This is a genomic window from Kitasatospora sp. NPDC032150, from assembly GCF_055579945.1.
This window is the reverse complement of the sequence record NZ_JBVIMH010000003.1, coordinates 403,580-430,147: the sequence shown is the minus strand read 5'-3', so window position 1 is coordinate 430,147 and position 26,568 is coordinate 403,580. Positions and strand designations below refer to the sequence as shown.

The 26,568-nt window shown below is 72.7% G+C and carries 26 protein-coding genes and 2 pseudogenes; 6 read left to right on the top strand and 22 right to left on the bottom strand.

Going from position 1 to position 26,568, the window contains the following annotated elements; translation table 11 throughout:
- Nucleotides 1-130 precede the first annotated feature (130 nt).
- The 5 genes from ACZ5ON_RS06175 to ACZ5ON_RS06155 form a co-directional block, all read right to left on the bottom strand.
- Nucleotides 131-2,224: a PP2C family protein-serine/threonine phosphatase gene (locus tag ACZ5ON_RS06175; protein WP_465586106.1), complete on the bottom strand. Its 2,094-nt coding sequence runs from the start codon at nt 2,222-2,224 to the stop codon at nt 131-133.
- Between the two features lie 306 nt (nt 2,225-2,530).
- Complete coding sequence (locus ACZ5ON_RS06170; protein WP_465586104.1) at nt 2,531-2,845, bottom strand: hypothetical protein; 315 nt, start codon at nt 2,843-2,845, stop codon at nt 2,531-2,533.
- 205 nt (nt 2,846-3,050) lie between these two features.
- On the bottom strand, nt 3,051-3,533 hold the full coding sequence (locus ACZ5ON_RS06165; RefSeq protein ID WP_465586102.1) for an ATP-binding protein: 483 nt from the start codon (nt 3,531-3,533) through the stop codon (nt 3,051-3,053).
- A gap of 122 nt (nt 3,534-3,655) precedes the next feature.
- Nucleotides 3,656-4,852: a helix-turn-helix domain-containing protein gene (locus ACZ5ON_RS06160; protein ID WP_465586100.1), complete on the bottom strand. Its 1,197-nt coding sequence runs from the start codon at nt 4,850-4,852 to the stop codon at nt 3,656-3,658.
- A gap of 159 nt (nt 4,853-5,011) precedes the next feature.
- Nucleotides 5,012-5,470, bottom strand: a complete 459-nt coding sequence (locus tag ACZ5ON_RS06155) for a DUF5709 domain-containing protein (protein ID WP_465586098.1) — start codon at nt 5,468-5,470, stop codon at nt 5,012-5,014.
- A 375-nt stretch (nt 5,471-5,845) separates the two neighbouring features.
- Between ACZ5ON_RS06155 and ACZ5ON_RS06150 the strand changes: the two genes are divergently transcribed.
- Nucleotides 5,846-6,349 (top strand): DUF6328 family protein, encoded by a 504-nt coding sequence (locus ACZ5ON_RS06150; protein ID WP_465586095.1) that lies wholly within the window; start codon nt 5,846-5,848, stop codon nt 6,347-6,349.
- 49 nt (nt 6,350-6,398) lie between these two features.
- Here the strand turns inward: ACZ5ON_RS06150 and ACZ5ON_RS06145 are convergent, their stop codons facing one another.
- The 5 genes from ACZ5ON_RS06145 to ACZ5ON_RS06125 form a co-directional block, all read right to left on the bottom strand.
- Complete coding sequence (locus tag ACZ5ON_RS06145) at nt 6,399-7,100, bottom strand: hypothetical protein (RefSeq protein ID WP_465586133.1); 702 nt, start codon at nt 7,098-7,100, stop codon at nt 6,399-6,401.
- The gene (locus ACZ5ON_RS06140) at nt 7,031-7,234 is read right to left on the bottom strand and encodes a hypothetical protein (RefSeq protein ID WP_465586093.1); all 204 of its coding nucleotides are present in this window, start codon (nt 7,232-7,234) and stop codon (nt 7,031-7,033) included. The genes ACZ5ON_RS06145 and ACZ5ON_RS06140 overlap by 70 nt, the downstream gene beginning before the upstream one ends.
- Before the next feature lie 223 nt (nt 7,235-7,457).
- Complete coding sequence (locus ACZ5ON_RS06135; RefSeq protein ID WP_465586090.1) at nt 7,458-8,549, bottom strand: PP2C family protein-serine/threonine phosphatase; 1,092 nt, start codon at nt 8,547-8,549, stop codon at nt 7,458-7,460.
- Between the two features lie 143 nt (nt 8,550-8,692).
- Nucleotides 8,693-8,899, bottom strand: a complete 207-nt coding sequence (locus ACZ5ON_RS06130) for a hypothetical protein (RefSeq protein WP_465586088.1) — start codon at nt 8,897-8,899, stop codon at nt 8,693-8,695.
- A 223-nt stretch (nt 8,900-9,122) separates the two neighbouring features.
- Entirely contained in the window at nt 9,123-9,332 is a 210-nt protein-coding gene (locus ACZ5ON_RS06125; RefSeq protein WP_465586086.1) for a hypothetical protein, read from the bottom strand.
- 335 nt (nt 9,333-9,667) lie between these two features.
- Here ACZ5ON_RS06125 and ACZ5ON_RS06120 point away from each other — a divergent pair, with 335 nt between their 5' ends.
- Nucleotides 9,668-10,951: an MFS transporter gene (locus ACZ5ON_RS06120; protein WP_465586084.1), complete on the top strand. Its 1,284-nt coding sequence runs from the start codon at nt 9,668-9,670 to the stop codon at nt 10,949-10,951.
- A 705-nt stretch (nt 10,952-11,656) separates the two neighbouring features.
- On the opposite strand, the gene ACZ5ON_RS06115 is transcribed toward ACZ5ON_RS06120, so the two are convergent.
- The 3 genes from ACZ5ON_RS06115 to ACZ5ON_RS06105 form a co-directional block, all read right to left on the bottom strand.
- Nucleotides 11,657-12,022: a peptidoglycan-binding domain-containing protein gene (locus tag ACZ5ON_RS06115; protein ID WP_465586082.1), complete on the bottom strand. Its 366-nt coding sequence runs from the start codon at nt 12,020-12,022 to the stop codon at nt 11,657-11,659.
- 12 nt (nt 12,023-12,034) lie between these two features.
- Complete coding sequence (locus ACZ5ON_RS06110; RefSeq protein ID WP_465586080.1) at nt 12,035-12,415, bottom strand: peptidase M23; 381 nt, start codon at nt 12,413-12,415, stop codon at nt 12,035-12,037.
- A gap of 282 nt (nt 12,416-12,697) precedes the next feature.
- Entirely contained in the window at nt 12,698-13,600 is a 903-nt protein-coding gene (locus tag ACZ5ON_RS06105; RefSeq protein ID WP_465586078.1) for a helix-turn-helix domain-containing protein, read from the bottom strand.
- 590 nt (nt 13,601-14,190) lie between these two features.
- Between ACZ5ON_RS06105 and ACZ5ON_RS06100 the strand changes: the two are divergent.
- A pseudogene (locus ACZ5ON_RS06100) lies at nt 14,191-14,349 on the top strand (glycosyltransferase family 1 protein); the annotation flags it as partial.
- Between the two features lie 38 nt (nt 14,350-14,387).
- On the top strand, nt 14,388-16,739 hold the full coding sequence (locus tag ACZ5ON_RS06095) for an FdhF/YdeP family oxidoreductase (protein WP_465586076.1): 2,352 nt from the start codon (nt 14,388-14,390) through the stop codon (nt 16,737-16,739).
- A 231-nt stretch (nt 16,740-16,970) separates the two neighbouring features.
- On the opposite strand, the gene ACZ5ON_RS06090 is transcribed toward ACZ5ON_RS06095, so the two are convergent.
- From ACZ5ON_RS06090 to ACZ5ON_RS06065, 6 genes and pseudogenes are all read right to left on the bottom strand, one after another.
- Entirely contained in the window at nt 16,971-18,248 is a 1,278-nt protein-coding gene (locus tag ACZ5ON_RS06090) for a PP2C family protein-serine/threonine phosphatase (RefSeq protein ID WP_465586074.1), read from the bottom strand.
- A gap of 135 nt (nt 18,249-18,383) precedes the next feature.
- Nucleotides 18,384-19,085, bottom strand: a pseudogene (locus tag ACZ5ON_RS06085) (MMPL family transporter); the annotation flags it as partial.
- 238 nt (nt 19,086-19,323) lie between these two features.
- A complete protein-coding gene (locus ACZ5ON_RS06080) occupies nt 19,324-19,596 on the bottom strand; it encodes a hypothetical protein (protein ID WP_465586072.1) in 273 nt (90 codons plus the stop codon).
- 78 nt (nt 19,597-19,674) lie between these two features.
- Complete coding sequence (locus ACZ5ON_RS06075) at nt 19,675-19,980, bottom strand: SHOCT domain-containing protein (protein WP_465586069.1); 306 nt, start codon at nt 19,978-19,980, stop codon at nt 19,675-19,677.
- 211 nt (nt 19,981-20,191) lie between these two features.
- Complete coding sequence (locus tag ACZ5ON_RS06070) at nt 20,192-20,719, bottom strand: hydrogenase maturation protease (protein WP_465586067.1); 528 nt, start codon at nt 20,717-20,719, stop codon at nt 20,192-20,194.
- Nucleotides 20,720-21,470: 751 nt separating this feature from the next.
- The gene (locus tag ACZ5ON_RS06065; RefSeq protein WP_465586065.1) at nt 21,471-22,013 is read right to left on the bottom strand and encodes a hypothetical protein; all 543 of its coding nucleotides are present in this window, start codon (nt 22,011-22,013) and stop codon (nt 21,471-21,473) included.
- A 202-nt stretch (nt 22,014-22,215) separates the two neighbouring features.
- Between ACZ5ON_RS06065 and ACZ5ON_RS06060 the strand changes: the two genes are divergently transcribed.
- The gene (locus ACZ5ON_RS06060) at nt 22,216-22,713 is read left to right on the top strand and encodes a MarR family winged helix-turn-helix transcriptional regulator (protein WP_465586063.1); all 498 of its coding nucleotides are present in this window, start codon (nt 22,216-22,218) and stop codon (nt 22,711-22,713) included.
- Nucleotides 22,710-23,183, top strand: coding sequence for a hypothetical protein (locus ACZ5ON_RS06055; protein WP_465586061.1), 474 nt, complete (start codon nt 22,710-22,712; stop codon nt 23,181-23,183). Before ACZ5ON_RS06060 ends, ACZ5ON_RS06055 begins: the two co-directional genes overlap by 4 nt.
- Nucleotides 23,184-23,282: 99 nt before the next feature.
- On the opposite strand, the gene ACZ5ON_RS06050 is transcribed toward ACZ5ON_RS06055, so the two are convergent.
- From ACZ5ON_RS06050 to ACZ5ON_RS06040, 3 genes are read right to left on the bottom strand one after another with little or no spacing between them, the layout of a single operon-like run.
- On the bottom strand, nt 23,283-24,470 hold the full coding sequence (locus tag ACZ5ON_RS06050) for a cytochrome P450 (protein ID WP_465586059.1): 1,188 nt from the start codon (nt 24,468-24,470) through the stop codon (nt 23,283-23,285).
- Between the two features lie 12 nt (nt 24,471-24,482).
- A complete protein-coding gene (locus ACZ5ON_RS06045) occupies nt 24,483-25,676 on the bottom strand; it encodes an acyl-CoA dehydrogenase family protein (RefSeq protein WP_465586057.1) in 1,194 nt (397 codons plus the stop codon).
- Nucleotides 25,673-26,554, bottom strand: a complete 882-nt coding sequence (locus ACZ5ON_RS06040; RefSeq protein ID WP_465586055.1) for a hypothetical protein — start codon at nt 26,552-26,554, stop codon at nt 25,673-25,675. The genes ACZ5ON_RS06045 and ACZ5ON_RS06040 overlap by 4 nt, the downstream gene beginning before the upstream one ends.
- Nucleotides 26,555-26,568 lie beyond the last annotated feature (14 nt).

Genomic DNA, 26,568 nt, shown 5'->3' with positions numbered 1-26,568 from the left:
CCGCCTGGTCCTGGTGGGCCGCCCACCACTGGTACTAAGCCGACCCACAGGCTCCAGTGACCCGAAGGGGGCCCGGTGCACACGCACCGGGCCCCTTCGGCCTGCCCCCCTTTCGGCACGACAGGCCGGTTCAACGGGCGACGGACCGGACCAGCAGCAGTGCCACGTCGTCCGTGCGGTGCCCGGCCTGCCCGGCGTGGCCGATCAGCTCGTCGGCCACCCGTTCGAGCGGTTCGTCCCCGCAGCGGGCGAAGGTCGCGGTCAGGCCGTGCAACATCCGGTCCATGTCGGCACCGGGCTTCTCCACCAGGCCGTCGGTGAACAGGGCCAGCGTGGTGCCCACCGGCAGGCCGATCCGGGTCAGCGGGTAGTCGGCGGAGGGCTCGACGTTCAGCACCAGACCGCCTCGCGGATCCAGCACCCGCGCCCGGCCGTCCGGAGCGCGCAGCAGGGGCGGGGGATGTCCGGCGTTCGCCAGCCAGACCTGCCGCTGGGACAGGTCGACCCTCAGGTAGGCGCAGGTGGCCAGCAGCGTGGTCCCTAGTTCGAAGAGCAGCCGGTTGGTGCGGGCGAGCACGGTGCGCGGATCGGCGTCGGCCGTCGCGAAGGCGTGCACGGCGGTCCGGATCTGCCCCATCAGGGCGGCGGCGTTGACGTTGTGGCCCTCCACGTCGCCGATGACGATCGCCGCGGTGTCCGCGTCGATGCGGATGAGGTCGTAGAAGTCGCCGCCGATGTCCATGCCGTCGGTGCACGCGAGGTAGCGGGCCGCGCTCTCCAGGCCGGGAATGACCGGCAGGGCGTGCGGCAGGAGGCTCGCCTGGAGTCCCTGGGCGAGGCGGAGTTTGGTGTCGTACAGCCGGGCGCGGTCCAGGGCCTGCGCGATCAGGCCGCCGAGCGCGGTGAGCACGGCGCGTTCGTCCACGGTGAAGGAGTGCGGTTCGGCGAACGCCAGTACGCAGGTGCCGATCAGCCGGCCGGAGACCACCAGCGGCAGATAGGCCCAGGCGGCCATGGTGTCCTGGGTCTCCCGGCGGCCCGGGTAGAGCCGTTCCAGCTGCGCCCGGTTCTCGTAGAAGGCCGGCGCCGGGTCGGTCAGCGCCTGCACTCCCGGCGTGGCGGCGGTCAGCGGGGTGGCGTCGAACTGATCGACCAGGCCCGGTGGATAACCCCGGTGGCCGACGATGCGCAGCCGGCCGCTCTCCGTCATCAGCACGGCCACCGCCTGGGCGCCGAAGGCCGGCACGATCTGTTCGGAGACCATGCTCACCACGTCCTGCACGCTCACCGCCTCGGTCAGCGCGCCAGCGAGGTGCAGGATGTGGTACAGCACCCCGGCCCGGGTGGGTACGGCGGGTCCGGCGACCACCTCCGCGTCCGGCAGGTCCTGCTGGACGACCTCGGCGTCGGTGACGCGGACGGTGAGCCCGGACACGTCCGGGTAGAGCTGGAAGCACAGCCACCGGTCCGGCGGCCGCAGCGCCACGAACGACATGGGCTGCCCGCTCATCACCGCCGCCAGGTACCGGGTCTCGTACACCGGGTCGCGGAGCCAGGGCAGCACCGTCCAGGGCCGGGCGCCCAGCAGCCGGTCGGCGGGCTCCCCCAGCAACTCGACGGCCCGCTCGGTGACGATGGTCAGCACACCGCGCTGGTCGATGGCGCAGATGCCGTCGGGCAGCCGGGAGATCATCGCGGTGACCCCGCTGCTCCGTTCGGTGCTCACCGCCATCGGCCGCGGGCCGGGCCTGACCGGCCGGCCAGCGCCGTCCGCCCGTTCCAGCACGCCGACCAGGTCCTCGGCGAGTTCCATCAGCCCGTCGTGCTCCCAGGCCGGCAGCTCGGCGGGATGGCCGGCGGGCCACATCAGGAACACCGCGCCGTAGCGGCGCTGCCCCGCGGCGAGCGGGATGGCCGCGAGGCAGAAGGCATAGGGCATGCTCACCGCGACCCGCGGATAGCGCCGCGCCAGCTCCGCCGCGCCGCCGACCCAGACCAGGCGGCCGTCGCGCGCCGCGTCGGCCACCGGGACCGGCGCGGCCAGGCCGATGCGCACCCAGGGCCGGACGAACTGCCGTCCCGCGCCCAGCGTGAGCTCCAGTTGCAGCACCTGCAGGTCGTCCGAGAGCAGGTACAGTCCGCCGATGTGCGCGCCGAGCCGGGTGGCACCCGACCGCAGGACCGACGCCAGCGCACCGAGGTCGCCGTCAACAGGCGTTTGCACCCCGGCGGTCCCGGACCGGGAGGGTGCGGACGACGTGCTCACCACCGCGATCACCTTGCCTCCAGCCGACGAGGTGCGCCCGCGACGGCCTCGTTGTACCCATATTCGCGCCGACGGCATCGAATGTCCCGCACGGCGGGCGAGGGCGTCCCCGGCAGCGCGGTCGCGCCCGGCCAACCCCTCGCTACCACGAGCGACGGCAGTCTCCCCGAGGTGGGCACGCCAATGGGGCCACGGGGCCGCAACCCACCGCGCCTCGACAGTCCCACAGTGGAACCGGGCGACGCGGCCACCCCTGCCCCTGCCTCATCGCTTCGCCGCCGGGCGGATGTAGATCGGGTGGGCATCGATCCCGACGAACGCGATGGACCGCACCACGCCGATCTTGGCCAGCTGGTGGCCGATGCGGTCGACCGCTTCCGGAGCGAACTGCTCGGCGAGGTAGGCGGCGTGGGCGTCGTCCAGCGACAGCGCGGCGAGGGTGGTCCGCACCGCCGCGACCGCGTCGGCGAGCCGGGTGAACGTGGCCGTCCGCGTCAGGCCCTTGATCTCGACCAGGACCGGGTGCGGGAACTCCGTCCCCGCTTCCTGCGTCGTGCCGGCGCTCTCCATGTCCGTCATGACTCACCCATCCTCGACACACCGCTGATCTCCTGCTGCTCCGCCCTGGCCGGGGATGGCAGCGCCTCACCCGCCCGCACCGGGTGCCGGACGACTACCGTTCGGCCGTCTCTCGCACCCGCGAACACTCGCGCCGACTCCCAACCGACCTGTCCCCGGCAGTACACACCCGCCAGACGCGGACGCCCGGTCCTCGACCGCGCCGTCACCGGTCAACCCCGGTCGCCGGGCCGACGACCGACCACACCGCTTTGCCGACCCCGCCCGCACGCGGACAGCAACCCCACCGCACCGACAGCTGATCGACCAGCCACAGCCCCCGGCCGCACTCATCATCCACACCCGCCCGGTGCACGGTCGGCCGGTCGCTGCTCGCGTCGTGAACCTCGACCCGCAACGCCCCCGGCGACAACTCGAACCGCACGAAGATCAACCGACCGGGGGGCGTGCGCCCGTGCTGCACGGCGTTGTTTACCAGCTCGGTCAACACCAACTCGCCGACAGCGACGTACAGTTCCCCATCGCTCATGTCCGCAAGGAACCCGCGCAGCAACCGGCGCGCCACGCCTCCCGACTTCCGGTGTCGCGGCAGCCACGCCGAGCGCTCAGCCGCCACAGCAGGCAGCCGATCAAGCCGTTTCGGCACCGCGATCGCTTCCGCGCGCGGAAGGTCGCTAAGGTCACGCATGTCAGCCTGCTTTCTCCAGTTGGACGCCCCGGGCGCTGCCGGGGTCTTCCAACTGGAATCGTGCCGACATGCAGAAACCGGGAGTTGCACCGAACTGTGCAACTCCCCGCGCTCTGGGTGTGTTAGACGCCGACCCAGTCCGCGTACTGGGCCAGTGACCCGGTACGGACCCGCTCCCGGCGCTTCAGCGCGAGGACCGTCTCCCGGACCGTCGGGTGGTAACGGGTCTGCTGGGGTGCGATCCGCCGTGCCCGGAGCAGGCAGTCAAGGGCTTGCTCCGGGCGACCCGCCCACAGATACGCCCTGCCAAGGTCCATCCAGTGGTGACCGGCGCGTGAGCGCGACCAGCCGCGTGGAATACGTACGTCCTTGGCGAGCTGAATCGCACGGTTCCAGTCGCCGAGCTCACACGCGATGGCCACCGCGTGCACGCCGACATTCGGCATTCCCCACGTGAGCCCGTAGGCGGGGAGATCACCGGTTACCCGCGCAAGCGCATGAGCCTCTGCGAGGCGAGCGCCCGCATGGTCGGTGTCCTTGGCTCGTCCAGCCACCACGGCAGCCCTCAGCTGGAGGCTGCCTTGAAGGGCCGCGATTCCCGCCGGGCGGCGTGCGTCCTGTCCGTTCAGTTCGCGCAGCGCCCGATCGATCACGAGCAGGCCGGCGTCGTAGCGGCCGGAGGAAAGGACGGTCTGCGCCCGCAGGTAGGCGTGCATCGCCGCGAGTCCCGGTTCGTCCGCGTGAGGCGCCGTCAGCGCGATGCGATCCAATGTCACTGTGGCAAGGTCGATATAGCCGAAGTTCCATGCGAGCGTGAAGACGCAGCGGAATGCGCCGCCGAGGCACTCGTAGGCCTGTCTCTGCTGCTCTCCCGTCGTCGTGTGGATGGCGTGGATCAATTCCTCGACCAGCCCCGGAAGATCACGGGCCATGGGTAGGTAGTCGGCCTGACGGCGCTGCACGAGAATGCGTTGCACGTCCGATCTGATCAGCTCGACAGGGCGTGGCGTGACTTCCCAGCCGATGGGGATGTCCCAGTTCTCCATCGCGACCCGGATCGGTTGGATCAGGTTGTCGAGATGGTCACGGCGCAACTCGTCGGTGTATGGCTGACCAAGCAGTTCGGACGTGCCGACGCTCAGCGCGCGTGCGCACGCGGCGACCAGGGATTGCGACGCCGGTCTCTGCCCGCACTCGACTTTGGAGAGCAGGGACTTCGAGATATTGGCGCGCATGGCGAGACCTTGTTGAGTCAGGCCGCGTTGCTTCCGAGTTCGCGCAATGCGCGCGCCGATGTGCTCGTCGGTTGGATCAGGCATACTGACTCCGTTCTGACCTGGACACTCAGAACGGTAGCGCCGGTCGCATTCGGCGGTACAGCGAGACGGCCCCGCCGTCACGAGGCCGTCGTGAGCAGGGAAACAGAACATGGCATGCCCGACCCCGGCCGTACGGACTCCCGCCCTGGGGCGGAGCGCTCACCAGTCGAGTGCCTCCGGGTCGTCGGTGGTGTGCATGGCGGCCTCCTCGGCCGTCGCCGCGCCACCGGAGATGCCGACGTCCTCCGCGATCATGTCGCTGCGCGCGTCCGTGGCCGCGACCAGCCTCCCGCTCCGTCGGTCACCCGCCTCCGGATCGATCGGCTCCGGGTCGGTGTCGGAGGTGTCGCCGATCCCGTTGCCATCGGGTGCCGTGACCTCGGGCAGCTCCGCCGCCAGCCGCTTTTCGAGGCTCTCACGGTCGTGCTGCTCGGACGCGGTGGTCCCGTGGCGCTCCACGGCGAGCGGGCGCTCCGGCGGGGCGTAGCCTTCGTCGAGTGCCGACTCCAGACCCCGGTCCTCCAGGGTGTCCTCCGGCTCCAGAGGCCCGATGTCGTCCTGTACTTCGGAGCCGTTGGGCTGGTACACCTCGTCGCCCATCAACTCGTCGCCCGGCATGAGACCCTCCTTCGCTGGCCAGGGCCCCCGCTGCCCGGCCGGATGTCCACCGCCGACCGTGCGGACCGGCGGGTGTCCGAGCTGCCGGTCCGCCCCACCGCTGTGCGGCCGGACGGGGAGCTGCCACACCGGTACCGCGGCCCCAGCCCATCGGCAGCGGACCCGCCAGCCGGGTGACCGCCCGTGCAACGGACGTTTCTTACAGGGTCCCATGCCACGGCCCGCGCCGCAGGCTCGTACCGGCTCGCACCGCTCCCCTGCCGGACGGCCGCCGCCCCGGCAACGCCCGGCTGCCCCGCGCCGCGCCCGGGGCCCGGGTACGGCCGTGCGGCGCGGCGCGGACGCGCGGCCGGGTGCGGGATGGACAGTAAGGGGATGCCGACACCGCAGACGCCGCCGGAGCCTGCCGGGGCACGCCCCGAGACACCGGAGCAGCGAGCCGACCGCAACCTCATCGAACTCCTGCAGGAACTGCGCGTGGTGCAGACCGGTGTGCAGATCCTCTTCGCCTTCCTGCTCGGCATGGCGTTCACGGAGCGCTTCACCGGACTCGACCGCACCCAACAGGCCGTCTACGTCGTGACGTTCCTGCTGACCGTCGTTTCCGCCGTGCTGCTGGCCACACCCGTGGCACTGCACCGCGGCCTGTTCCACCAGGGTGTCAAGCGCCGCATCGTCGACCTGTCCACCCGTTTCACCGAGGTCGGCCTCGGCTTCCTCGCGCTGGCGCTCAACGGCGCGGTCCTGCTGCTGATGGACGTGGTCGTCGGTCGCGCGGCCGCCGCCGCCATCTCCGGTGTGAGCGTGGTGATGTTCGCCGTCCTGTGGTTCCTCCTCCCCTGGGCGCTGCGACGCAGTGAACGGACGCCGGACGAATGACGGGTGCGCCCGCCGTCGTTGCCCCCGGGACCGGAACGGTGCTCACGACTCAGGCCGCAACGGCCGTCCGCAGCCCGGCCACGACGGCGCTGCCGTCGGCGACGGCCGCCACCACCCGGCCGTCGCGGTGGAAGAACGTCGCGATCCCGCCGTGCAGGCGGACCCCGAGGCCGGCCGGGTCGGCGTCCCGGAAGAGCGCCCGCAGCGACGGCTCGGCGGCCGGGCGGGTCGCGGCTTCCACCACGGCCGTGCCGTCCGGCCGGGCGAGCAGCAGTGCACCCAGGTCGCCGTCGCTGGTGATGGACCGAAGCCGGTGGCCGCCGTCCGGGCTCCACCTGTGGTCCCGGACGCCGCTGCCCGTCCAGACCGGCGTCGACGCCACGCCCTCCGGCCTCGGCGCCCCGCTCTTCGGAAGCAGGGAGAGCATCGGCCCGGAGGCGAGCAGGACGCGCTGGTTCGCGACGGCGCCGGACGGGATCTTCAGGCGGTCGCGCTGCTCCCACCCGGGCAGGATCCAGCGTCGGCGTTCCAGGCCGACCGCTGAACTGACCAGCGCAGCACAGGCGTTCGGAGTTCGGACCACGGCGCCGACGATGTGCGAGCCGCGCTCCGGCTCCCGCCAGACCACGGTCGGCCTGGCGGCGAGGGTGTCGAGCACGGCGAGGCCGTCATCGTCCACCGTCAGCAGCAGCCGGCCGTCGAAGGACGGCACCACCTGCCGGACCCGCAGCATGGTCCACGGCCGCACCACGCCCGTCGCCGAGCAGGTCGGCCGCGCGTCGGCTCGTTGGCCGCACCCACGCAGACCCGCAGCGGGCTCGCCAGCACCGTCCGACCGCGCCGGAACACCCGCTCGTTGAGCAGCCCGAGCAGGGTGTTGAGCACTGCTGTGGAGCCCAGGCGCGTCTGCCACCAGGTCCGGCCTGCGCTCGTTGATCACGAGCACCGGATTCCAGGGGCAGGCCGTGACGGGCGGCCAACGGGTTGTCCCGGCGCTCCCGGCGTCGGCAGCCGTCGGCTCCTCGACTCCGCCGCAGGTCGGCACCGCCCGACACGGCAGCACCGGTCCGGTACTGCCGGAACGCGGATGCCGGGCGACGGGGCCGGCTCACCGCTCCCGGCGGATGGCGAGCAGGGCCGCGTCGTCGGTCAGTCCGGCACCGACGTACGCCCGTACGTCCACGAGCAGCTCGTCCAGCAGGGCCTCCGGCTCTCCGTGCGGCAGGACGGCCAGGCGCTGGGCGAGCGGGTAGAACCGGTCGGCCGCGTCCCGGGCCTCGGCCACGCCGTCCGTGTAGAGCAGCAGGAGGTCGCCGTGTTCGAAGGTGAACGACCGTGCGCAGTAGTCCCCGCCGACCAGGTCGAGCAGGGCGAGTGGCGGTGCCGCGACGGGCGGATCCACCTCGCTGACCTCGCCGTCGTGGCACAGCAGCGGCGGCGGGTGCCCGCAGTTGACCACGGTGGCCGGACCCGGTGCGTCGGGGATGCCGACCAGCACCGCCGTGACGAACTCCTCGCTCACCGGGCGGCGCGCCAGCGCCGTGTCCAGCCGTTTGGCGACCTCCGCCAGGTCCGGCTCGGCCCGCGCGGCCTCACGGAACACCCCGAGCACGTCGGCCGCGGTCTCCACCGCGGCCAGGCCCTTGCCGCACACGTCGCCCAGGAGCAGCCGCACGCCGTACGGGGTCCGGATCACCTCGTACAGATCCCCGCCGATCCTCGCCTCGGCCTCCGCCGCCACATAGCGCACCGCGACCACCAGCGGCCCCATCCGCCGGGGCACCAGCCGCAGCAGTGCCCGCTGCGCGGCCTCGGCGACCGTGCGGACCCTGGCCAGCTCCCGTTCCTGCGCCGTCACCACCATCACGTTGGCGCAGCTGAAGAAGGTGATCACGGCCACCGTGACGGCCGCGGTCAGCATCACGACGGTCGGCACGTCGACGTCGTAGAGCGCCAGGGCGGCGAGGGCAACGACGGCGCCCACCCCGGCCACCAGCGGGTCCGACATCCGGCGGGTGCCCACTCCGGCGAGCACCGGAAGGGCGGCGAGGATCGGGGCGAAGGTGACTCCGGTCCCGGTGAGGAAATCCGCCGTCACGGCCGCCGCGACCAGCGCGTAGCCGCCGGCCGTGAGCCTGCGCGACCACTTGGGCAGGAGCCGCGGCCGAAACCGCGCTCCCTCCTTCAGGAGATCAAACACCGGAATGCCCTTCCGTCCCGCTCACCCCTCTGCCGAACCGCTCCCCCTCCACAGTCAATCGCCCGCCGCGCTTCCGCGACAGGATTCCCGCGAGGAAATCCGGCCTGGTGGGTCCGGGGCCGCTCAGGGGCAATGCTGTTGCTTCAGCGGCTGTCTCGCCGGCAGTACCCGGTTGATGGCGTCCAGGGCCAGGCGCGCGTGGCTACGGGGAGTTCGTCCAGGCCGTCGAGGAGGGGCAGCGTCAGCCGCTGGTCCAGCAGGGCGCGTGCCTGGGCACCGGGGCCGGACTTTGGGGGATCGGCGGCGGGGGCGCGAAGCGCGGGGTGGTCTCGGGCCAGTTGGCCGGCCATCCATGCGTACAGGTTCGACAGGCAGCGGGAAAGGGCCGTTGAGGCGGCGTACCTGCGCCTCGGCCTCCCACTGCCTGCGCACCCCTGGGCGAGTTGGTCGGCCACATCGTCCAGGCGGGCAGGCGCCGGTTCCCCGACGGGTCGGCACAGTCCCTGCGACTCTCCCGGCTTCGCTCGCGCGGGAGCGCCCCGCGGCGCGTGGCTGCGAGGCGCCTTGTGGGGTTTAGTCGATCGTCTCCCCGTTGTGCGTACCGCCCTTGCAGAGGTTGTCCGCCAGATCGGGCGTTCCGCCGCCCTGCTCGCACTGAGAAGGGGTGACGTAGGATCGTGCACCCTGTGCAGTGGCGGCGGTGGCGGTGGCGGCGCCTGTGAGGCCGAGTCCGGCGAGGGCTGCCGTGGCGATGACGGCGGCGAGGATTCGTCGAATGCGCATTTGGTTCCCCTTTCACGGATTGCCTCGGTTGGGGCACTAGTCAGCTTGATCTTCACTCATGTGGGTGGCACGTCATGTTGCGCCATTCGAGTGACAGTGCTGTCGGGTGTCCGTCTCCCTCGGCGTCCTGTAAGACGGAGGCCAGCACGCGTCAAGGCAACGGCATTGCCGCTCAGGGACCCAGCCGACGGAGTCCGGGCGGATCGGGTACCGCACGGACTCGGGACGGACCGGTACCGCGACGAGGGCGGCGGATCCGCCCGCGGCGGCGACATGCTCGTCTCCCCTGCCGAAATCGATGGCGGTCCACCCGGCAACCCTGGAGACTTCGGCCCGTGCCCCTCTCCTTACTGCGACAGACCGACTTCCGCTGGTTCTTCACCGGCCAACTGGTGTCCCTGCTCGGCACGTCGATGGCCCCGGTCGCGCTGGCCTTCGCGGTCCTCAACGCCTCGGGCAGTACCGGTGACCTCGGTATCGTGCTCGCCGCCCACATGGTGCCGCTGCTCGCGTTCCTCCTGGTGGGCGGTGCCACGGCCGACCGGTTCGGACGGCGCACGGTACTGGTGGCCGCGAACCTGGGCTCGGCCCTCACCCAGGGCGGTGTCGCGGCACTGCTGCTGACCGGCCGCTACGCCCTCCCCCTGGTGGCCGCGCTGGAGTTCCTGAACGGTGTGCTGGCCGCGTTCACCACGCCGGCGCTGCGCGGCATCGTCCCCCAACTCGTCGACCGGGAGCGGCTCCAGCAGGCGAACGCACTGCTGGGGTCGATGCGCAACGCCACGAAGATCTTCGGGCCGAGCCTGTCGGGGGTGCTCGTGGTGGTCGTCGGCAGTGGCCCGGCCATCGCCTTCGACGCGGTGACCTACCTCCTCGCCGCCGGATGCCTCACCCGCCTGTCCCCGGTCGGCCGGGTGGACACCTCCCGGAAGACCACCGTGCTGGCCGACATCCGGGACGGCTGGACGGAGTTCCGCCGCATCCGCTGGGTCTGGGTGGTGTCCCTGACCTTCTGCCTGATCAACATGGTGCAGACCGGAACCTGGCAGATCCTGGGGCCGGAGCTCACCAAGGAACTCAGCGGCGAGGCGACCTGGGGGTTCGTGCTCAGCGCCCGCGGACTCGGCCTGCTGGTGATGAGCTCCCTGATGTACCGGCTGGTGGTCAGGCACCTGCTGCGGTTCGGACAGCTGATGAGCGCGCTCGGGGCCCTGCCGCTGCTGGTGCTCGGGGCGCATCTGCACAGTCCCTGGCTGATCGCCGGCGCCTTCGTCGCGGGTCTCGGCTCCGCCGTGGGCGCAGTCAGCTGGGACACCTCGCTGCAGGAACACGTTCCCCCGCACGCGCTGTCACGGGTCTCCTCCTACGACGACCTGCTCTCCTACGTCGCGATTCCGATCGGCCAGCTCTGCGTCGGTCCGCTCGCCCACAGGTTCGGCGGCTTCCGGGTGACCACCACCGCCGGAGTCGTCTACCTGGTCGCAGCCGTGGCCCCGCTGCTCTCCGGCGCCGTCCGCCGACTGCCCCACGCCCCGGCCGGCCACCGCGCACCCGTTCCGGCAGGCCCCGCCCCCGCTGCCGCCGTCCGCCCGGGCGCCCCCGAGCAGCCCGCCGGCTGACGACCCCCGGGCAGGCCCGGACCGCCGCCGAACCGAAGCCACGCCGGCAGGCCCCCGATCGCGGTGTCAGTGGTGTGCCGCGGGATCGGTGTGCCTACTTCTCGTACGGAAACGGGGGCTCGTGATGTCGATCGCCAAGCAGTCGCCTTCGTGTTCCGGGCGCGGATCTCCGGGCGGGGGCCCGGCGGGCAGGTCCCAGGCCCGGAGGTTTCCGTCGGCACAGCCGAGGACCGCGACCGGCTGCCCGTCGACCACGGCCGTAACCAGCGCGCCGATCAGGCCGACCGGACCGGCGTAGGCCCGCCCGATCTGCCGAGCCGTCAGCACCCGCGAAGGCAGCTCGAACGCCCCCTCCGACGACGGCTCCGCACCACCTGCCGTCGCCCTGTCGAACTCGTACTCAACACCACATCAACTCCCCTTCGTCACCGGCACATCCGCCCCATTTCCCTCGGCGCGGCCACCCTCCGCCGCCGTACGGCCTGAGCCCCCGCACGCCGTGGTCCCACCCCCACCGGGTGCCGGGCCCGCCGACACGCTCATCGGCAGGCGCCCCAGGCGCCGGGGTCGTCCCGACCGGAACCACCGACGTTCCTCGAAGCCGCCCTGCCACCCGCCGACGCGTGACGGGCCGGGCCCCGTCCGGGGTCCGACCCGTCGTGTGCTCTCCCGCGGCCGCCGCTCAGCGGGCGCGGGCGGCGAGCGTCAGTGGTACAGCGCCGCCCAGGTCCTGGCCTCGACCCTGCCGGTCGCGGCCAGATGGCTCTTGGCCTGGAACTTCTTCACGGCGGCGAGGGTGGTCTTGCCGAACTTCCCGTCGACCCCGCTCCACGGCAGGTACTTCCGGTTCGCCAGCAGACACTGGACCTGCGAGACCCGAGGCCCGTGGTCCCCGTAGACGGTCAGCGCGCGGCCGTCGTAGAAGGCACAGGCGGCCCGCGGGGACACCGCCCCGGGTGCGGCGGCCGCGGCGGCACTCGGCGTGGCCGCGTCGGCCGCCCCTGCGAAGCCGACCACGGACAGCAGGGCGGCGGCCGCCGCCACGGCGAGTGTGCGACCCGTTCGGAACATCGTCGGCCTCCCTCAGCAGTCCGGGACGCCGGCGATCTTCTGACCGCTGCTCTGCAGGTACACGTTGCTGACGTACGCGAAGTCGCTGCCACCGACCAGCGTGACCTTGCTCCACCACCTGTTGGTGCTGCCGTTCGGGCTCTTCACCGGCGTGGTGTTCCGGTTGGTCTGGCACCAGTCCCACAGGTGCTGGTGCGAGACGGTGGCGAGGATGGTGGCGTTGGTCCGCGGGTACTCCCTCAGGTGCACGTTGGTGCCGGTGACGTACACCGTCTTGTGCGTCGGGGCCGCCTGGTGCTCGGCGGCCTGGGCCGCTGTCGGTGCCATCAGGAGCGCGGCCGCGCTGATGGCCGCGACGCCCGTCGCGATCAGGGTGCGCTTGGGTACGGACATGTCGTCTCTCTCCCCCGTTCATGACGACGCTGTGCTGGGTGAATCCCCGCAGGACAGCCTGCCGCGCCGGCCGCTCCCCCGTCTTGGAAGAAAACGCACGGAAGCGGACTGATCGCATCCGAACAGCTGCATCACCTCGGCGTCGGGTGCCTGTTGTGGCCGGCCGCGTCCCGGCACCGCCAAGCACCGCTCTTCAGCGCCACTCATCGGCGCCGCTCACCAGCGCCGCTGACCGGCGCCACTGACCGGCGCCACTCACCGGCGCCGGCACCGGCACCGGCCTCAGCCAGCCAGGACCAGGCTCGTGACCTCACCGGGCAGCCGGTCCACCATCGGCGGGCCGCCGCGGTCCCTGGCCCGCTCCGCCATGAACGTCCGCACCGTGCAGCCCGTCATCGCCTTGAACTCGCCGCACAGATGGGCCTGGTCGTAGAACCCGCAGCTCGCCGCGACCACCGAAGCCCGCTCGCCGGAGACCAGCAGTCGGCGCGCACGCTGGATCCGCAGCACGCGCGCGGCCGCCTTCGGCCGCTGCCCGATCTGCTCCCGAAAGCAGTTCTCCAACTTCCTTACGCTCCAGCCGACTTCATCGGCCAGTCGTGGCACCGGCACCGTCCCCGCGGTCCGGGTCAGCTCGGCCCAGGCCCGTACGGTCTGCGGCGCCGGCGACGGGCCGCGGCGGGCCCACCGCTGGAGGGTGCTGTCGAGCAGCTCGAACCGCGCCTCCCAGTCCGGGGCTTCGGCGAGCACGTCGGTCAGGGCGCGGATCCGGTCTCCGGGCAGGGCGAACGGGTCGACGGGCCCCCCGGCGAGCTCGTACTGGTCCAGTCCGAAGAGCGTGAACGCCATCCAGGGCGCGAAGTTGACCTCGACACCGCACAACCGCCCGCCGTGCACGGCCAGCATCGGACCCGTGGACAGACCGGACAGCACGGAGACGAGGGTGACGGGCGGCCGCTGGCGCCCGAGTCGGGTCAGGGTGATGGGGTGGTCCTCGAAGGCGAGTAGCAGCGTCGCCGCCCCGACGGGCGCCTCCAGTCTGCGGCGCGGACGGTCGAAGGCGAGTCTCAAGCCCCGGTATCCGATCACCCCGGGCCTCAGCCGGGGGTGGGGAAGTGCGAACGCGGTCTCCCACGTACCCAGTGGACAGGCACGCAGACGCGGGTCGGTGTCGGTAGCTGTCACGCGATGTACACGCCATCCGCACCGCGATGGTTCCCGGTGTCGACCGGCCGGCCGGCAGCCCGCCGACCTGCGCCGGAAGCCCTGCCACAGCACCGTCGCCCCGCCCCTCGGGCACCACCGGGAACCCGGCGGCCCGGGCCGGCCACCGCCCCGGTCGCACCGGGTCAGCTCCTGCCCGCGGCCGTCGGCACACCGCCGCGCGCGACGGTGCCGGACGACGCGCCCCGGGGTCCGGACCTTGGTGGCGGCAGTCGTTCAGCGGTTGCACATCTGGGCTCCGTCAGTCGTCCACCTCGATGCCGGCGCCCCGCAGGACGGCTGTGCGGCCCAGCCCTCCCCCGGTCACCGCGTCCGGCCGCCCTCGGCCCGTCGGCGGTACGATCGCGCCAGGAGCGGGCCCTCCGCGGCAGCCCTCCCGAGGGCGCGGGCCGCGTCCGACCCGCTCGGCTCGGCGCCGGTCGACCGGCAGGCCTCCGTCGACCAGCAGACTTCCCCCGCCCAGCGGACTCCGGTCGAATAGCTGGATTCCGTTCGCACATACGAAAGATCCCTTTGGCTGGCTGCTCGCTCCGCCCGGAAACAACAGGGGAATGCGAGTCGCCATCGTCACCGAGTCGTTCCCGCCCGAGGTCAACGGCGTCGCCCACAGTGTTCTGCAGACCGCCGAGCACCTGGTCCGCCGCGGCCACCAGCCGCTGGTCATCACCCCCGCACGGACGGCCGATCGAGCGGCACACTCCGCTGCGCCCCCGACTACGATGGGCCCGTAACGGACGAAGAGGCAGCCATGGCTGAGCAACCGGCCGAACCGGCCGAACCGGCCGTCCCGACCGGGCCGGCGAGCGGCGCCCCGTCCGGCGAGGGCCCGAAGTCCTCGGGCCCCAGGAAGTCAAGCGTCGGGATCCACAGCATCGCCGAGACGGCGCGGTACTCGCTGACGGAGATGGGCCCCGGGCGGAGCCTTCGGACCCTGCTCGCGCTGAACCAGGAGACCGGGTTCGACTGTCCGAGCTGCGCCTGGGCCGATCCCGCTCCGGAGCACCGGAAGAGGGCCGAGTTCTGCGAGACCGGCGCGAAGGCCGTCGCCTGGGAGGCGACCCGGAAGCGCGTCGGCGCCGGGTTCTTCGCCGCGCACTCGATCGCCGAACTGCGCGAGCGGGACGGCCACTGGCTCGAGTCACAGGGCCGGCTGACCGAGCCGATGTACCTCGCCCCGGGCGCGACGCACTACGCACCCGTCTCCTGGGAGCACGCACTCGCGCTCACCGCCGCCCGCCTGCGCGCCATGGCCGACCCGAACCGTGCCGTCTTCTACACCAGCGGCCGCACCAGCAACGAGGCCGCCTTCCTCTACCAGTTGCTGGCCCGCCGGCTCGGCACCAACAACCTGCCGGACTGTTCCAACATGTGCCACGAGTCGAGCGGCGCGGCCCTGGCGGAGACCATCGGTATCGGGAAGGGCGTGGTGACGCTCTCCGACATCACCGACCACGCCGATCTGATCATCATGGTGGGCCAGAACCCCGGTACCTGCCACCCCCGGATGCTCACCGCCCTGGAGCAGGCCAAGCGCCGCGGCGCGCGGATCATCGCCGCCAACCCGCTCCCCGAGGCCGGCTTCGGCCGCTTCCGCAACCCGCAGACCGTACGCGGACTGGCCGGGCCGGGCACCAGGCTCGCCGACCGCTACCTCCCGGTGCGGATCAACGGCGACCTCGCCCTGTTCGCGGGGCTGAACCGCGTCCTGGTCGACCGGGAGGACTCCCGGCCGGGCAGCACCCTCGACCACGACTTCATCGGCCGGTACTGCGAGGGTTTCGAGGCAGCCGCGACCGGCTGGCGCGCGCTGGACTGGCGGCGACTCGAAACGATGAGCGGCCTGTCCCGGCGCCGGATCGAGGACTGCGCGGCCGACGTGCTGGACGCCGATGGCATCGTCGTCTGCTGGGCGATGGGGATCACCCAGCACCGCAACGCGGTCGCCACCATCCGCGAGATCGTCAACTTCCTCCTGCTGCGCGGCAACATCGGACGTCCCGGTGCCGGTCCCGCACCGATCCGAGGACACAGCAACGTCCAGGGCGACCGGACCATGGGCATCTGGGAGAAGATGCCCGACACCTTCCTGGACCGGCTCCGCGACGAGTTCGGCTTCGATCCGCCCCGCGCGCACGGCCTGGACACCGTCGACTCGATCCGGGCCATGCGCGACGGCAGGATCGACGTGTTCTTCGCCCTGGGCGGCAACTTCGTCTCGGCCACCCCCGACACGGCGGTCACCGAGGCCGCGATGGCCAACTGCGGCCTGACCGTCCACGTGTCGACCAAACCGAACCGGTCCCACCTGTGCCACGGCACCGAGGCACTGATCCTGCCCTGCCTCGGCCGCACCGAACGCGACCGGCAGGCCTCCGGTGAGCAGTTCGTCACGGTCGAGGACACCATGGCCATGGTGCACGCCTCCCGCGGCCGCCTGCTGCCCGGATCACCGCACCTGCGCAGCGAGGTCGCGATCATCGCCGACCTCGGACACGAACTCTTCGGCGACGAACTCGGCTGGCGGGCCATGCGCGACGACTACGCCGTGATCCGCCGCCACATCGAGCACGTCGTCCCCGGCTTCCACGCCTTCGAGCAACGGGCCGGGCAACCCGGCGGTTTCATGCTCCCCCGCGGTCCGCACGACTCCCGCACCTTCGACACGCCCACCGGCCGGGCCCGGTTCACCGTCAACCCGCCGACCTCGGTCCAAGTCCCACCGGGGCACCTGCTGCTGACCACCGTACGTTCGCACGACCAGTTCAACACCACCGTCTACGGGCTCGACGACCGCTACCGCGGCATCAAGGGCGGCCGGCGCGTCGTCTTCCTCAACGAGGACGACCTCCGCGACCTCCGCCTGCACGACGGCGACCTGGTCGACCTGGTCAGCGTCTACCCCGACGGCGAACGCCGCGCGAGCGGTTTCCGCGCCGTCCGCTACCCGGCCCCGCGCGGCTGCGCCGCCGCCTACTACCCGGAGGTCAACGTGCTGGTGCCGCTCGACTCCACGGCCGAGATCAGCAACACGCCGGCGACGAAGTCCATCGTGGTCCGCGTCGAGCCCGCAGGTGGCGGACCGGCCCCCGGCCGGGTCTGACCGCGCCCGGGCCGCCGCGGCGGAGCGCGTGCGCGGTCGGGCCCGTACACGGTCGGGCCCGTACACGGTCGAGCCCGGCGGGCGGCGGCGCAGCCCGGGTGACGGGCCCATCGGCCCCCCGGTCGGACTGTCGGGACAGCGGGCTGAAGGACCAGCGGTGGCCACTGCCGCACCGCCCCGGCCGAGATCGGCGAAGTCGCCGTACCGGGGCCGGGCCCACCGTCCGGCGCGCTACCGCCGGCGCACCCGCGCCGGGTCCGACGACCGCGACGCGACGGTCTCGGGCACCCCACCGTCTGCGGCGCGGCAGTCCTGCCCCACGCCCACCGAGGTCGTGGCCGCGCCGGCGGGCTCCCCGCCCTCCTCGTCCAGCCGGTCCATGACGATCATCGCCACATCGTCCGCCAGACAGCCCTCGGTGTGGCTGATCAGGCCCTGGTGCAGCCGTTCCAGGAACTCCGCCGGGGTGCAGGTCCGCACCGCCGCCTCCGTCTCCATGGCCTGCGGCAGGGCGAAGAAGTCGTTGTCGCGGTTGCGGGCTTCGATCACGCCGTCGGTGTGCAGCAGCAGCCGGTCGCCGGGCGCGAAGCGGTAGCTGTCGGGCTCGACGGGAGGACCGGTGATGAAGTCCTCCAGGCCGAGCGGCGGCAGCTGCGAACCGGGAACCAGGGCCTGCACCTTGCCCTCGCGCAGCATCAGGGGCGGCGGATGGCCGCGATTGACCACCTCGACCACGGGCCGCTCGGAGACCTGGGCAACGATCGCGGTGACGAAGTCCTCGGTCTGATCGCCCGCGTCGCCCAGGCCGGCCACACTCGGCATCGCGAACTCCCGCTGCAGCGCGGCCGCGCAGTGGTTCACCACCTCCACCAGGTCGTCCTCGTAGTGCACGGCCTCCCGGAACGCACCCAGCACGGCCGCGGCGAGCCGCACGGCCGGCAGCCCCTTGCCCCGGACGTCCCCCACGATCATCCGGACCCCGTACCGGGTCTGCACCGCCTCGTACAGGTCCCCGCCGATCTGCGCCCCCTCCTCCGCCGCGAGGTACATGCTGGCTGCCCGCACCGGGCCCAGCCGGGTGGCCACGGGTCTCAGCAGGACCCGCTGCGCCGCCGCGGCGATCCGGCGGACCTGGTCCAGCTCGCTCTGCCGCCGGGCACTGATGGCGCTGCTGGCCGTGACGCTGGCCGCGGAGACCAGGAGGATGGCCAGTAGGTTGGTATAGACCTGCTGGCCGCCCCAGGCCTGGTTGTAGCTGGCGGTGGTCACGCTGACGGCCAGCGCGACGCTCGCCGCCGCGACGGTGCCCTTGGGGCCCATGGTCACCGCGGCCAGCGCCGGGGTCGCGGTGAGCAGCGGGCCGGTGTACAGGAAGTGCGCCGGCGAGAGCTCGATGCCCACCACGACCAGCGCGATCGCGAACGGCGCACACTGTGCGACGGCGAAGAGCCGGCTGTGACCGTGACCACCGGCTCCCGGTCGAGGGGCTGGGCGGGAGATCGACCGCATGCGTCCAGCCTGCCTCGCGGTGATCCAGTGTTCCACCCTGCGCCCCTTGACCTCCGGCCGGGGCCGGGACTTGCGGGTCCGGGCCCGTCCTGCCCGCCTGCGCGGCGCCCTCCTCCGGCGAGCCCGCCACGTGGGTCAGACCGCACCGACTCCGGCGGGCCGGGCCGCGGGGGCGGGCTCGCCGGGCTGCGGAGCGGGGGCGTCGTGATGGCCGTCGCCCTCGATGTCCACATGCGGCAGCAGGCGGTCGAGCCAGCCGGGCAGCCACCAGTTGCCTGTCCCGAGCAGGACCATCGTGGACGGGACGAGAATGCCGCGGACGATCGTGGCGTCGAGCGCGACGGCGGTGGCCAGGCCGATGCCGAACATCTTCACCACCGGGTCGTCCGACAGCAGGTAGCTGAGGAAGACGCTGACCATGATCAGGGCGGCGGAGGTGATGATCCGCCCGGTCCCGGCGAGGCCGCTGACCACCGAGCGGCGGTTGTCACCGTGGCGCAGGTAGGCCTCGCGGACGGCGGTCAGCAGGAAGACCTCGTAGTCCATCGAGAGGCCGAAGAGCACGGCGAACATCAGCAGCGGCACGTAGCCGGGGATCGGGACCGGCCCGTCCAACCCGATCAGGGTGGCTCCCCGGCCCCACTGGAAGATCGCGGTGAGGATGCCGTAGGCGGCGGCGACCGAGAGCAGGTTCATCACGGCCGCCTTCGCCGCGACGACCGGTGAGCGGAAGGCCAGCAGGAGCAGCAGTCCGGCGATGGTGAGGACGAAGGCGACCACCAGCGGCATCCGCCGGGCGAGCCGGTCGTTCAGGTCCACCTGGGCGGCCGGGGCGCCTCCGACGTGGGTAACCTGCCGCCCCCGATCCGTGGACGGCGTTCACTCCGGACCTGAGCCATGGAGCCGGGGTGCGCCACAGCGCGGCGTGGGGCCCGCGACGGACACCGGCTCCGGGACGGAACGCACGCGCGGGTACGGTGCCACGCGGGTGAGGCTCGGTCGCCGTCCGCCTCCAGTACCTCGGAGACCGGCAGCCGGGGCGTTGGCGCCCCCTCCGGTCCGTAACCGAGGCGGATCAGGATCTGAACGGTTCGTCCAAGCGGACGGCGGCCAGCAAGCCGGGTTCGGCCGGGTCCGGCAGCAGGTTCACCTCGGGTGCCCAGCCGAGCCGGCGGGACGCGGTGCACAGGTTCAGCAGTGCCGCGCCGACCGAGATGTGCAGGGCGCGCCCCTCGGGGTCGCTGGCCGGCAGCGACCGCTCGGGCGCGGCACGGACCTCGAGGGCGCCGGTCCCGGACCGGAAGCGGTAGTGCCAGGGCTGGGTGTTGTGGATGGGCGGAGCGGCCACCGCGGCGGCGATGAGCTTCTCCAGCGCGGCGGCGTCCGGAGCCGTGGCGGGCCATGGCGGTCTCCTGGATGGTTCCGGTCAACCGGGGGCTGGCCCGGTCGGCCCTGCTCCGGAACGCAGGACCTCCAGACGGTGGCGGTACTCGTCCGCGTCGATCTCGCCCCTGGCGAAGCGCTCCGCGAGCACCTGCTCGGCTTCGGGCTGGGCGGGTGGTGCGGTCGGCGGGGTCCGGGTCCAGGCGGCGGGGTGCTGCTGGGACGTGCGGCCGAGGTACCTGGCCAGGGCGACGATGCCGAGGACGATGAGCGCCCAGACGAGCAGCATGCCGACGACCATCAGGCCGAAGCCCAGCAGGTGTGCGCCGTGACCGTACCAGTACGTCATCGCGGGCCTCCTCAGTGGTACGCGGTGGGTCGGATGCCCTCACCATCCATCGTGCGGCCGATCCGGCGGGCGCGGCCCGAGCTGTTCGACTCCGGCGGTCGGGACCTGCGGGCCCGGTGCGGCGGTGCAGTGATGCGGTGGTGCAGTGGCAGTGATGCGTTGATGCAGTGATGCGGTGGTGCAGTGATGCGGTGGTGCGGGGCCTGGAGGATCAGGCCGGTCCTTCCCGCCACGCCAGGTGCTCGGCGACGGCTTGGCGGACCAGGTCCGCCGCGCGGGGCACCGCCTCGGCCACGTCCTGGCTGAGGCCCTCGCCCTGGGTGAAGTCCGTGCCCTCGACCGCAACGATCAGCAGCTCGCGCGGCAGCCGGCCCAGGAGGGCGGCCAGTCCGACCGTCTCTCCGAGGCCGAGGCCGTGGGAATCGGCGGTGTGGCTCTCGGCCACCGCGCCACCGGGGTCGTCCGGGCTCACCCGCACCTGGTGGAGCCGGCCGGGCTGGGTGGGGTGCGAGTGCACGGCGTCGACCACCACCGCCAGGCCGGCACCCTCCCAGAGTTCGATCAGGCGGGACGGCTCGCCGTCGCTCAGGGCGATCCGGTCGACGGGGAGCCGGTCGGCGGCCAGTTCGGCCAAGACGGCCACGGCCGCGCCGTCGTCGTGGCGGTACTCGTCGCCGACGCCGATCAGCACGATCCGGTCCTCGGCCGACCCGCCGGGCATCTCGGGCATGAGGGTCATCTCCATTCCATGGTGCGACCCCGAGGCGTCCGGCGCAGCACCAGCCCGGTGCGGGGGTGTCCCAGCCGGGCCTCCGAACAGCACACCGGCGTCCGCGGCGATCTCGCGTACGGATGGACCGCACGTCCGGGGAGAACCGGCCGATCAGGTGGTCGTACGCGGCGAGTACGTCGTTGGGCCGCCAGCCGGACACGCCGGTGTTGACCACGGGCTTCACCCCGGCCCGAAGGCCAGGGCACTGCGATCAGCCCTGGTAGGGCGGTCGGTGTTCCCGGCGGCACCGGCCCAAAACGACGCCCTCGCGGTCCGTCGCCCGGCGCCGGCGTTCGGCCCTGCCTGGCGCGGCGGTTCCCGGCGACGCTGCGGCCGGCAACCGGACCGACTACGCAGCGGTGACGCTGCAGCGGAAAGCTTCGCATATGCCAGACAACTATGACGATGTCTCACCGCTCCACGGGTTGGCCCGACAAGCGCACGCCTGGAGCCGGCCGCTCCTCCTCGAACCGTCATCCGCCCGGACCGACGCACTCGATCGGCTGGTGAGCTGGTGGTCACACCATCGCGACCCGGGCGCGTCGCAGCCGCCGGCGATCGTAGCCCTGAGGGGCCTCCCGGCGGGCGGCCTGCCGGCGTACCAGCGTACGGGCCAGGGGCCGGTCGAAGGCAACTCCCGGGCATAGCACGGCCTTTCGGGCGCAGCGCGGCGCATGGCCGCCTGCTGTGAGGAAGTCTGGGTGACGGCGGCGCACCTTCAGTAGTGGAGCGCCGCCTTCGCCACCACGAGGATCACTCCGAGCAGGAGGTTGACGACGCCGTTCAGCAGCACGATGCGACGCGAGGCGCCGGCCCGGAGGACGGGGACGGTCGCCCAGCCGACCTGTTCGGCCAGGGCGACCGCGAGCGCGAGCCACGCGGTCCCCTCCACGCCCAGGTCCAGGAGCGGGCCGATCGCCACGGCGACGGCCGGCGGGACGGCCACCTTGACGATCGGCCATTCGACGACGGCCACCCTGCGGACGTCCTCCCCGGTCAGGGACTGGTGCAGCAGCCGCTCCCCCACGATGCGGGCGTAGACGTGCGCCGCCCAGAAGACCAGACCGGTGATGAGCAGCAGCGCCACCAGCTTGATCCGCGGGAACGGGCCGAGAGTCCCCGCGGTGGCCACCACCGACGCCGCGAGGATCGAGCCGTAGACGGCCCCCGCGTAGTCGGTCCGGCCTCCGCCGGACGGCTTCGGCGCGCCACCCTCCGCACCGCCGTCCGCACCACTGTCCGCGGCAGCTCGATCTCCCACGCTCCCCAGGATCAGCCCGGACGCTCGTAGCCGCACAGCGACCGCCGCCGGTCGGCCGCCCCCGGCACCCTCGGCAGGACCGGCCCGCACCACCCGCCCCGGCGACACCCTCACGGGTGGGTCCGACGCCGGCGTCACGCCCTCGGCCGAGCAGCCCGCCCAGTTTGAATGCGGATACTACGAAACCGTAGTATCCGGAACCGTGAAGTCCGAATCCGCACCATCCGGGCGGTCCGCACCATCCGGGCGGTCCGCACCATCGGCGCAGTCCGCACCATCGGCGCAGCCGGCGCAGTCAGCGCTGCTCGCGCTGCAACGCGCGACCCATGCCACGCTGCACATCCTCGCCACCGAGCTGGTCGACCTCGATCTGACCCCTTCCGAGATCAACGCTCTGGCCAACCTCGCCGACGGGCGCGGCCGCACCGTGTCCGAACTGGGCGCCGCGGCGGGCACCCGTCCCACCACGCTGACCGGCGTACTGGACCGGCTCGAACGCCGCGGCCACATCACCCGCGGCACCCGCGCCGGTGACCGCCGCTCCGTCCTCATCGAGCTGACCCCCTCCGGCCGCCTGGCGGCCGACCTGATCCGGCAGACCCTCACCGACCTGGAACGCCGCGCGCTCGTCGGACTCTCCCCCGCGGAGGTGGCCGGCTTCCACACCGTCCTGCAGGCCTTGACCAAGGTGTCCTCTTGAACGCACCCCAGCACGCCCCGACACCCCAGCACGCCCCGGCGCCCCTCCACGCCCCGGACGCGGGCGAGGAAACCCCCTTCCAGGCACTGATGCGGGAGGTGATGGCGAGCGCGGACCGCTTCGGCCACCGCCAGCACGTCCAGCTGACCTGGCTCGCGGTACGACGGCACGGCACCGCCTACGCGGTCAGCCTGGTCAGCGATGGCATCCGGCAGGTCGCCACCAACGCGGGGGCACCACAGAAGTTCCACGTCACCGTCAGCCGGGCCTGGGTCGAGCTGGTGGGCCACCACGCGGACCTGACGGGCATCGGCGACTTCGACACGTTCGCCGACCGGCACGCCGAACTCCTCGACAAGCAATTGCTCTCCCGCTTCTACCGGCCCTCGACGCTGGAGAGCGAGCAGGCCAGGACCGCCTGGGTCGAACCCGACCTCTCCCCCTTCCCCTGGCAGCTCGCCGACCGGTGACGTCGCCGGGCCGCAGCACACCGGCCGAGCCCGTGCGGCACCAAAGGCCGTACGCGCTCGGCCGGTTGCGACCGTTCCCCGGACCGCACGGACTGCCGCTCACCAGGTGACCGGCAGCTCCGCCATGCCCTGCATGCGCGGTTGCTCCTTCCAGCGGGGGCCCAACCCGGGGGCGGCGGGCCGTAGTTCCGGGAAGCGGTCGAGCAACCGGGCGAGGCAGACGCGCAGTTCCACTCGCACCAGGTACGCGGCCAGGCAGCGGTGGATGCCGTGTCCGAAGGCCAGGTTCGGCCTGCCGGAGCGTTGCGGATCGAAGCGGTCGGGGTTGGGGTAGACGGCGGCGTCCCGGTTGGCGGCGTTGATCGAGGCGACCACGGGATCGCCCGCACGGATGAGCACGCCGGCCAACCGGACGTCCTCGGTGGCCACCCGCAGGCGGCCGTCCGTCAGCACCAGGTGCCAGCGCAGCATCTCCTCCACCGCGTCGGGCAGCAGCTCGGGGCGGCGGCGAAGCAGCGACCACTGCTCGGGACGGCGCAGCAGCCCGTCCACCGAGGCCGTGATCAGGTGGGACGCCGAGGTGTGTCCGGTGAAGACGATGGCGAGGCCCAGGCCCACCAGTTCCGGCTCGTCCAGCGTGCCCTCCTCGTCGTGCACGGCGACCAGTGCGCTGAGCAGGTCGTCGCCGGGCGCGGCCCGGCGGGCGGCCAGCGTCCGGACCATGTAGTCGCGCATCTTCCGCTGGGCCGCCATCACCTCGTCGGCCGGCCTGGCACCGGTGAGCTCGGAGTTCCAGGTCAGGATGCGGGGCACGTCCGCCGTCGGGAGGTCCAGCCAGGCGCACACCACCCTGATCGGCAGCACCCCGGTGAGCGCGGAGACGAGGTCTGCCGGCGGGCCCGCCTCCGCCATCGCCTCCAGCAGTCCGTCGGCCGTCCGCTCGACCAGCGGCGCCAGCCGCTCCGCCTGGTGGGCGGTGAAGGCCGGTGCCACCAGCCTGCGCAGCCGGTTGTGGTCCTCCTGGTCGGTCTCCCGCAGCTGGGCGACTCCCGGCAGCGTCATGGGCACCCGGTCGAGGCTGGGCCCGCCGGGCACGGCCGCGTCGGCGGCGCTGAACCTGGGGTCGCCGAGGACCAGCAGGACGTCCTTGTACCTGGTCACCAGCCAGGCCTCATGACCGCTCGCCAGCACCACCCGGCTGATCGGTTCGCGCTCCCGCAGCCGGGCGAGTTCGGCGTGCGTCTCGGACGGGTCGGTGTAACCGAAGGGGAAGGGCCGAGCGGGCATCCGGCGCTCCGTTCATGGCTTGTGGAACGAGGGGTCGAACCTCTCGCCGAGCGCCGCCCGGCCGATGGTGGCCAGGATGTGGTCGTCGTTGTCGTGCCGCTGGTAGAAGGTCAGGTCCCGCAGGATCCGCTCCACCGGCGAGGGCCGGACCAGGCTGCGGGCACCGCACGCGCGGATGCAGTGGTGCACCGTCTCCTCGGCCAGATGCTCGATCAGGTGCCGCGCCCGGCTTCCGGCGATCCGCGCCTCCTCCAACCGTCCCTCGTCCCACAGCCCGGCGACGTGGCGCAGCCACAGGCGCCCGGTGTCGATGTTGACGGCCATCCGTCCCACCCGTTGCTGGACGTACGGGTCCTGGCTCTTTCCCTGGTGCTTGAGGTAGGCCAGCGCGTAGTCGTAGGCGGCTTCGGCGGCGCCGAGGAAGCTGGCGGCGTAGTGCGGGACGAACGCGGTCTGCCACTGCCCGGCCAGGTAGCTGCCCGGTTCGCCGATCACCCGGTCGTACGGGAAGAACGTGCCGTCGAAGCGCACCGCGTGGCTGGCGGTGGCCCGCATGCCGACCGGGTCCCACCAGGAGGTGTCGACGGTCACGGTCGGGTCCTTCAAGTCGCAGGCGAGCAGCAGCAGTCCGTCCGCCGTTCCCCGGGCGTGCCGGGCACCGCCCGGCCCGGCCGGGTCCACCAGCAGGATCGCCCGGTGGGCGCCGGTGGCGCTGGTGGCGAAGGCCTTGGTGCCGTGGAGCACCCAGCCGCCGTCGGCGGCGGCCACCGTGGTGCCGAAGCGGCGGTCCTCGCCCGGTTTGGGAGACTGCGGCTCGCCGCTCCAGGCGGCCCAGATCTCGCCGCGCTCCACCACCCCGGCGAACCAGCGCCGCTTCTGCTCGGCGGTTCCCAGGGCGTCGATCATCACGAGGGAGTTGGCGTGGCCCTCCCAGCAGCGCGCCAGCGACAGGTCGGCACTCGCCAGCAGCGTCGTCAGCTGCCACAGCGGCAGCGTGTCGCGCTGCTGCGGGCCCAGGCCCAGGCCGCCGTAGGCGGTCGGTACGGCGGCGGCCAGCAGGCCGGCCGCGAACAGGTCGTCGAAGTCGTCGGCCGGGAAGGCGGCGCTGCGGTCGTAGCCGTCGGCGCGGGCGGCGAAGCTGTCGCGGGCCAGTCGGGCCGCCTGCCGCAGCGCCGCCACGGAGTCGGTGTGCGCGGCCGGGGTCATGTGCCCTCCCCCTCGATGCGGTGGAAGTGGGCGCGGTACATCACGTTCGCCGCCGGCTCGCCGGGTACGGCGGCGTGGACGTCGATGGTGAGCAGGCCGCGGTTGAGGTAGCCGCAGTGGTAGACCTTCCGGGAACCGAGCCCCGGGGCGAGCTCCGCCTCGGCACCGAAGCCGATGGCCTGCCCGCTGCCGACGTCGGCGGCGAGCGGCTGGACGGGCAGCGGGCCCCAGTCGGCTCCGTCTGCCTCCCACAGCCGCAGTAGTAACCGGTCGCCCTGCTGTTCGGTCTCCGCGCGCCGGACGCCGGTGGTGGCGCGATCGAAGTTTGTCCACCGGCCGAGAAGCGGGCGGACGTCGAGCGGCCCGGTCGGTCCGGTGCCGGTCGGGCGGTCCTGCTCGCGGCTGATCTCCGGCCTGACCGCCGCTCCGCCGCGCCGGCGGCCAGGCGTGCCCGGCCCGGTGTCGCCGCCGCCCGCCGCGGGCCCGTCGCCGCCGGCGCTCCCTTCGGCCGGCCCGGTCAGGTGGAAGAACTCGCGGGTCCAGTAGTCGGCGCGCGAGCTGCCGTCCTGGAAGACGTTGGACGTGGTGACGACCAGGATCCCGCCCTTGTGGTGGGCCGAGACCACGGTGCGCAGGAAGCCGAGGTCGAAGACGGCGGTGAGCGCGGAGGCCGGCACGCCCAGTGTCCGGTACAGCACGGCAGGGGTCTCCCCCCAGTCCCGTGAGCCGCCGCCGAAGGCCCGTACCCGGGTGGTGCCGTCGTGCTGCCTCACCTCCAGCCGGGCGATCCCGGGTGAGGCGTGGCCCTCGGTGCTGAGCCAGTCGCCCAGCAGCGGGGTGACCGGTTCGGTGTGCCGGGTTCCGGTATCGGCCGTCACGGGGCCTCCTCCTC

What these genes read in the sequence shown, in the direction of transcription:
- ACZ5ON_RS06150 (WP_465586095.1), top strand. Translation starts at nt 5,846, where the DNA reads ATGCCGACACCGCAGACGCCGCCGGAGCCTGCCGGGGCACGCCCCGAG.
- ACZ5ON_RS06160 (WP_465586100.1), bottom strand. Translation starts at nt 4,852, where the DNA reads ATGCCTGATCCAACCGACGAGCACATCGGCGCGCGCATTGCGCGAACT.
- ACZ5ON_RS06095 (WP_465586076.1), top strand. Translation starts at nt 14,388, where the DNA reads ATGGCTGAGCAACCGGCCGAACCGGCCGAACCGGCCGTCCCGACCGGG.
- ACZ5ON_RS06045 (WP_465586057.1), bottom strand. Translation starts at nt 25,676, where the DNA reads ATGACCCCGGCCGCGCACACCGACTCCGTGGCGGCGCTGCGGCAGGCG.
- ACZ5ON_RS06155 (WP_465586098.1), bottom strand. Translation starts at nt 5,470, where the DNA reads ATGCCGGGCGACGAGTTGATGGGCGACGAGGTGTACCAGCCCAACGGC.
- ACZ5ON_RS06090 (WP_465586074.1), bottom strand. Translation starts at nt 18,248, where the DNA reads ATGCGGTCGATCTCCCGCCCAGCCCCTCGACCGGGAGCCGGTGGTCAC.
- ACZ5ON_RS06050 (WP_465586059.1), bottom strand. Translation starts at nt 24,470, where the DNA reads ATGCCCGCTCGGCCCTTCCCCTTCGGTTACACCGACCCGTCCGAGACG.
- ACZ5ON_RS06165 (WP_465586102.1), bottom strand. Translation starts at nt 3,533, where the DNA reads ATGCGTGACCTTAGCGACCTTCCGCGCGCGGAAGCGATCGCGGTGCCG.
- ACZ5ON_RS06125 (WP_465586086.1), bottom strand. Translation starts at nt 9,332, where the DNA reads ATGCGCATTCGACGAATCCTCGCCGCCGTCATCGCCACGGCAGCCCTC.
- ACZ5ON_RS06075 (WP_465586069.1), bottom strand. Translation starts at nt 19,980, where the DNA reads ATGACGTACTGGTACGGTCACGGCGCACACCTGCTGGGCTTCGGCCTG.
- ACZ5ON_RS06110 (WP_465586080.1), bottom strand. Translation starts at nt 12,415, where the DNA reads ATGTCCGTACCCAAGCGCACCCTGATCGCGACGGGCGTCGCGGCCATC.
- ACZ5ON_RS06115 (WP_465586082.1), bottom strand. Translation starts at nt 12,022, where the DNA reads ATGTTCCGAACGGGTCGCACACTCGCCGTGGCGGCGGCCGCCGCCCTG.
- ACZ5ON_RS06130 (WP_465586088.1), bottom strand. Translation starts at nt 8,899, where the DNA reads ATGGCCGGCCAACTGGCCCGAGACCACCCCGCGCTTCGCGCCCCCGCC.
- ACZ5ON_RS06170 (WP_465586104.1), bottom strand. Translation starts at nt 2,845, where the DNA reads ATGACGGACATGGAGAGCGCCGGCACGACGCAGGAAGCGGGGACGGAG.
- ACZ5ON_RS06070 (WP_465586067.1), bottom strand. Translation starts at nt 20,719, where the DNA reads ATGACCCTCATGCCCGAGATGCCCGGCGGGTCGGCCGAGGACCGGATC.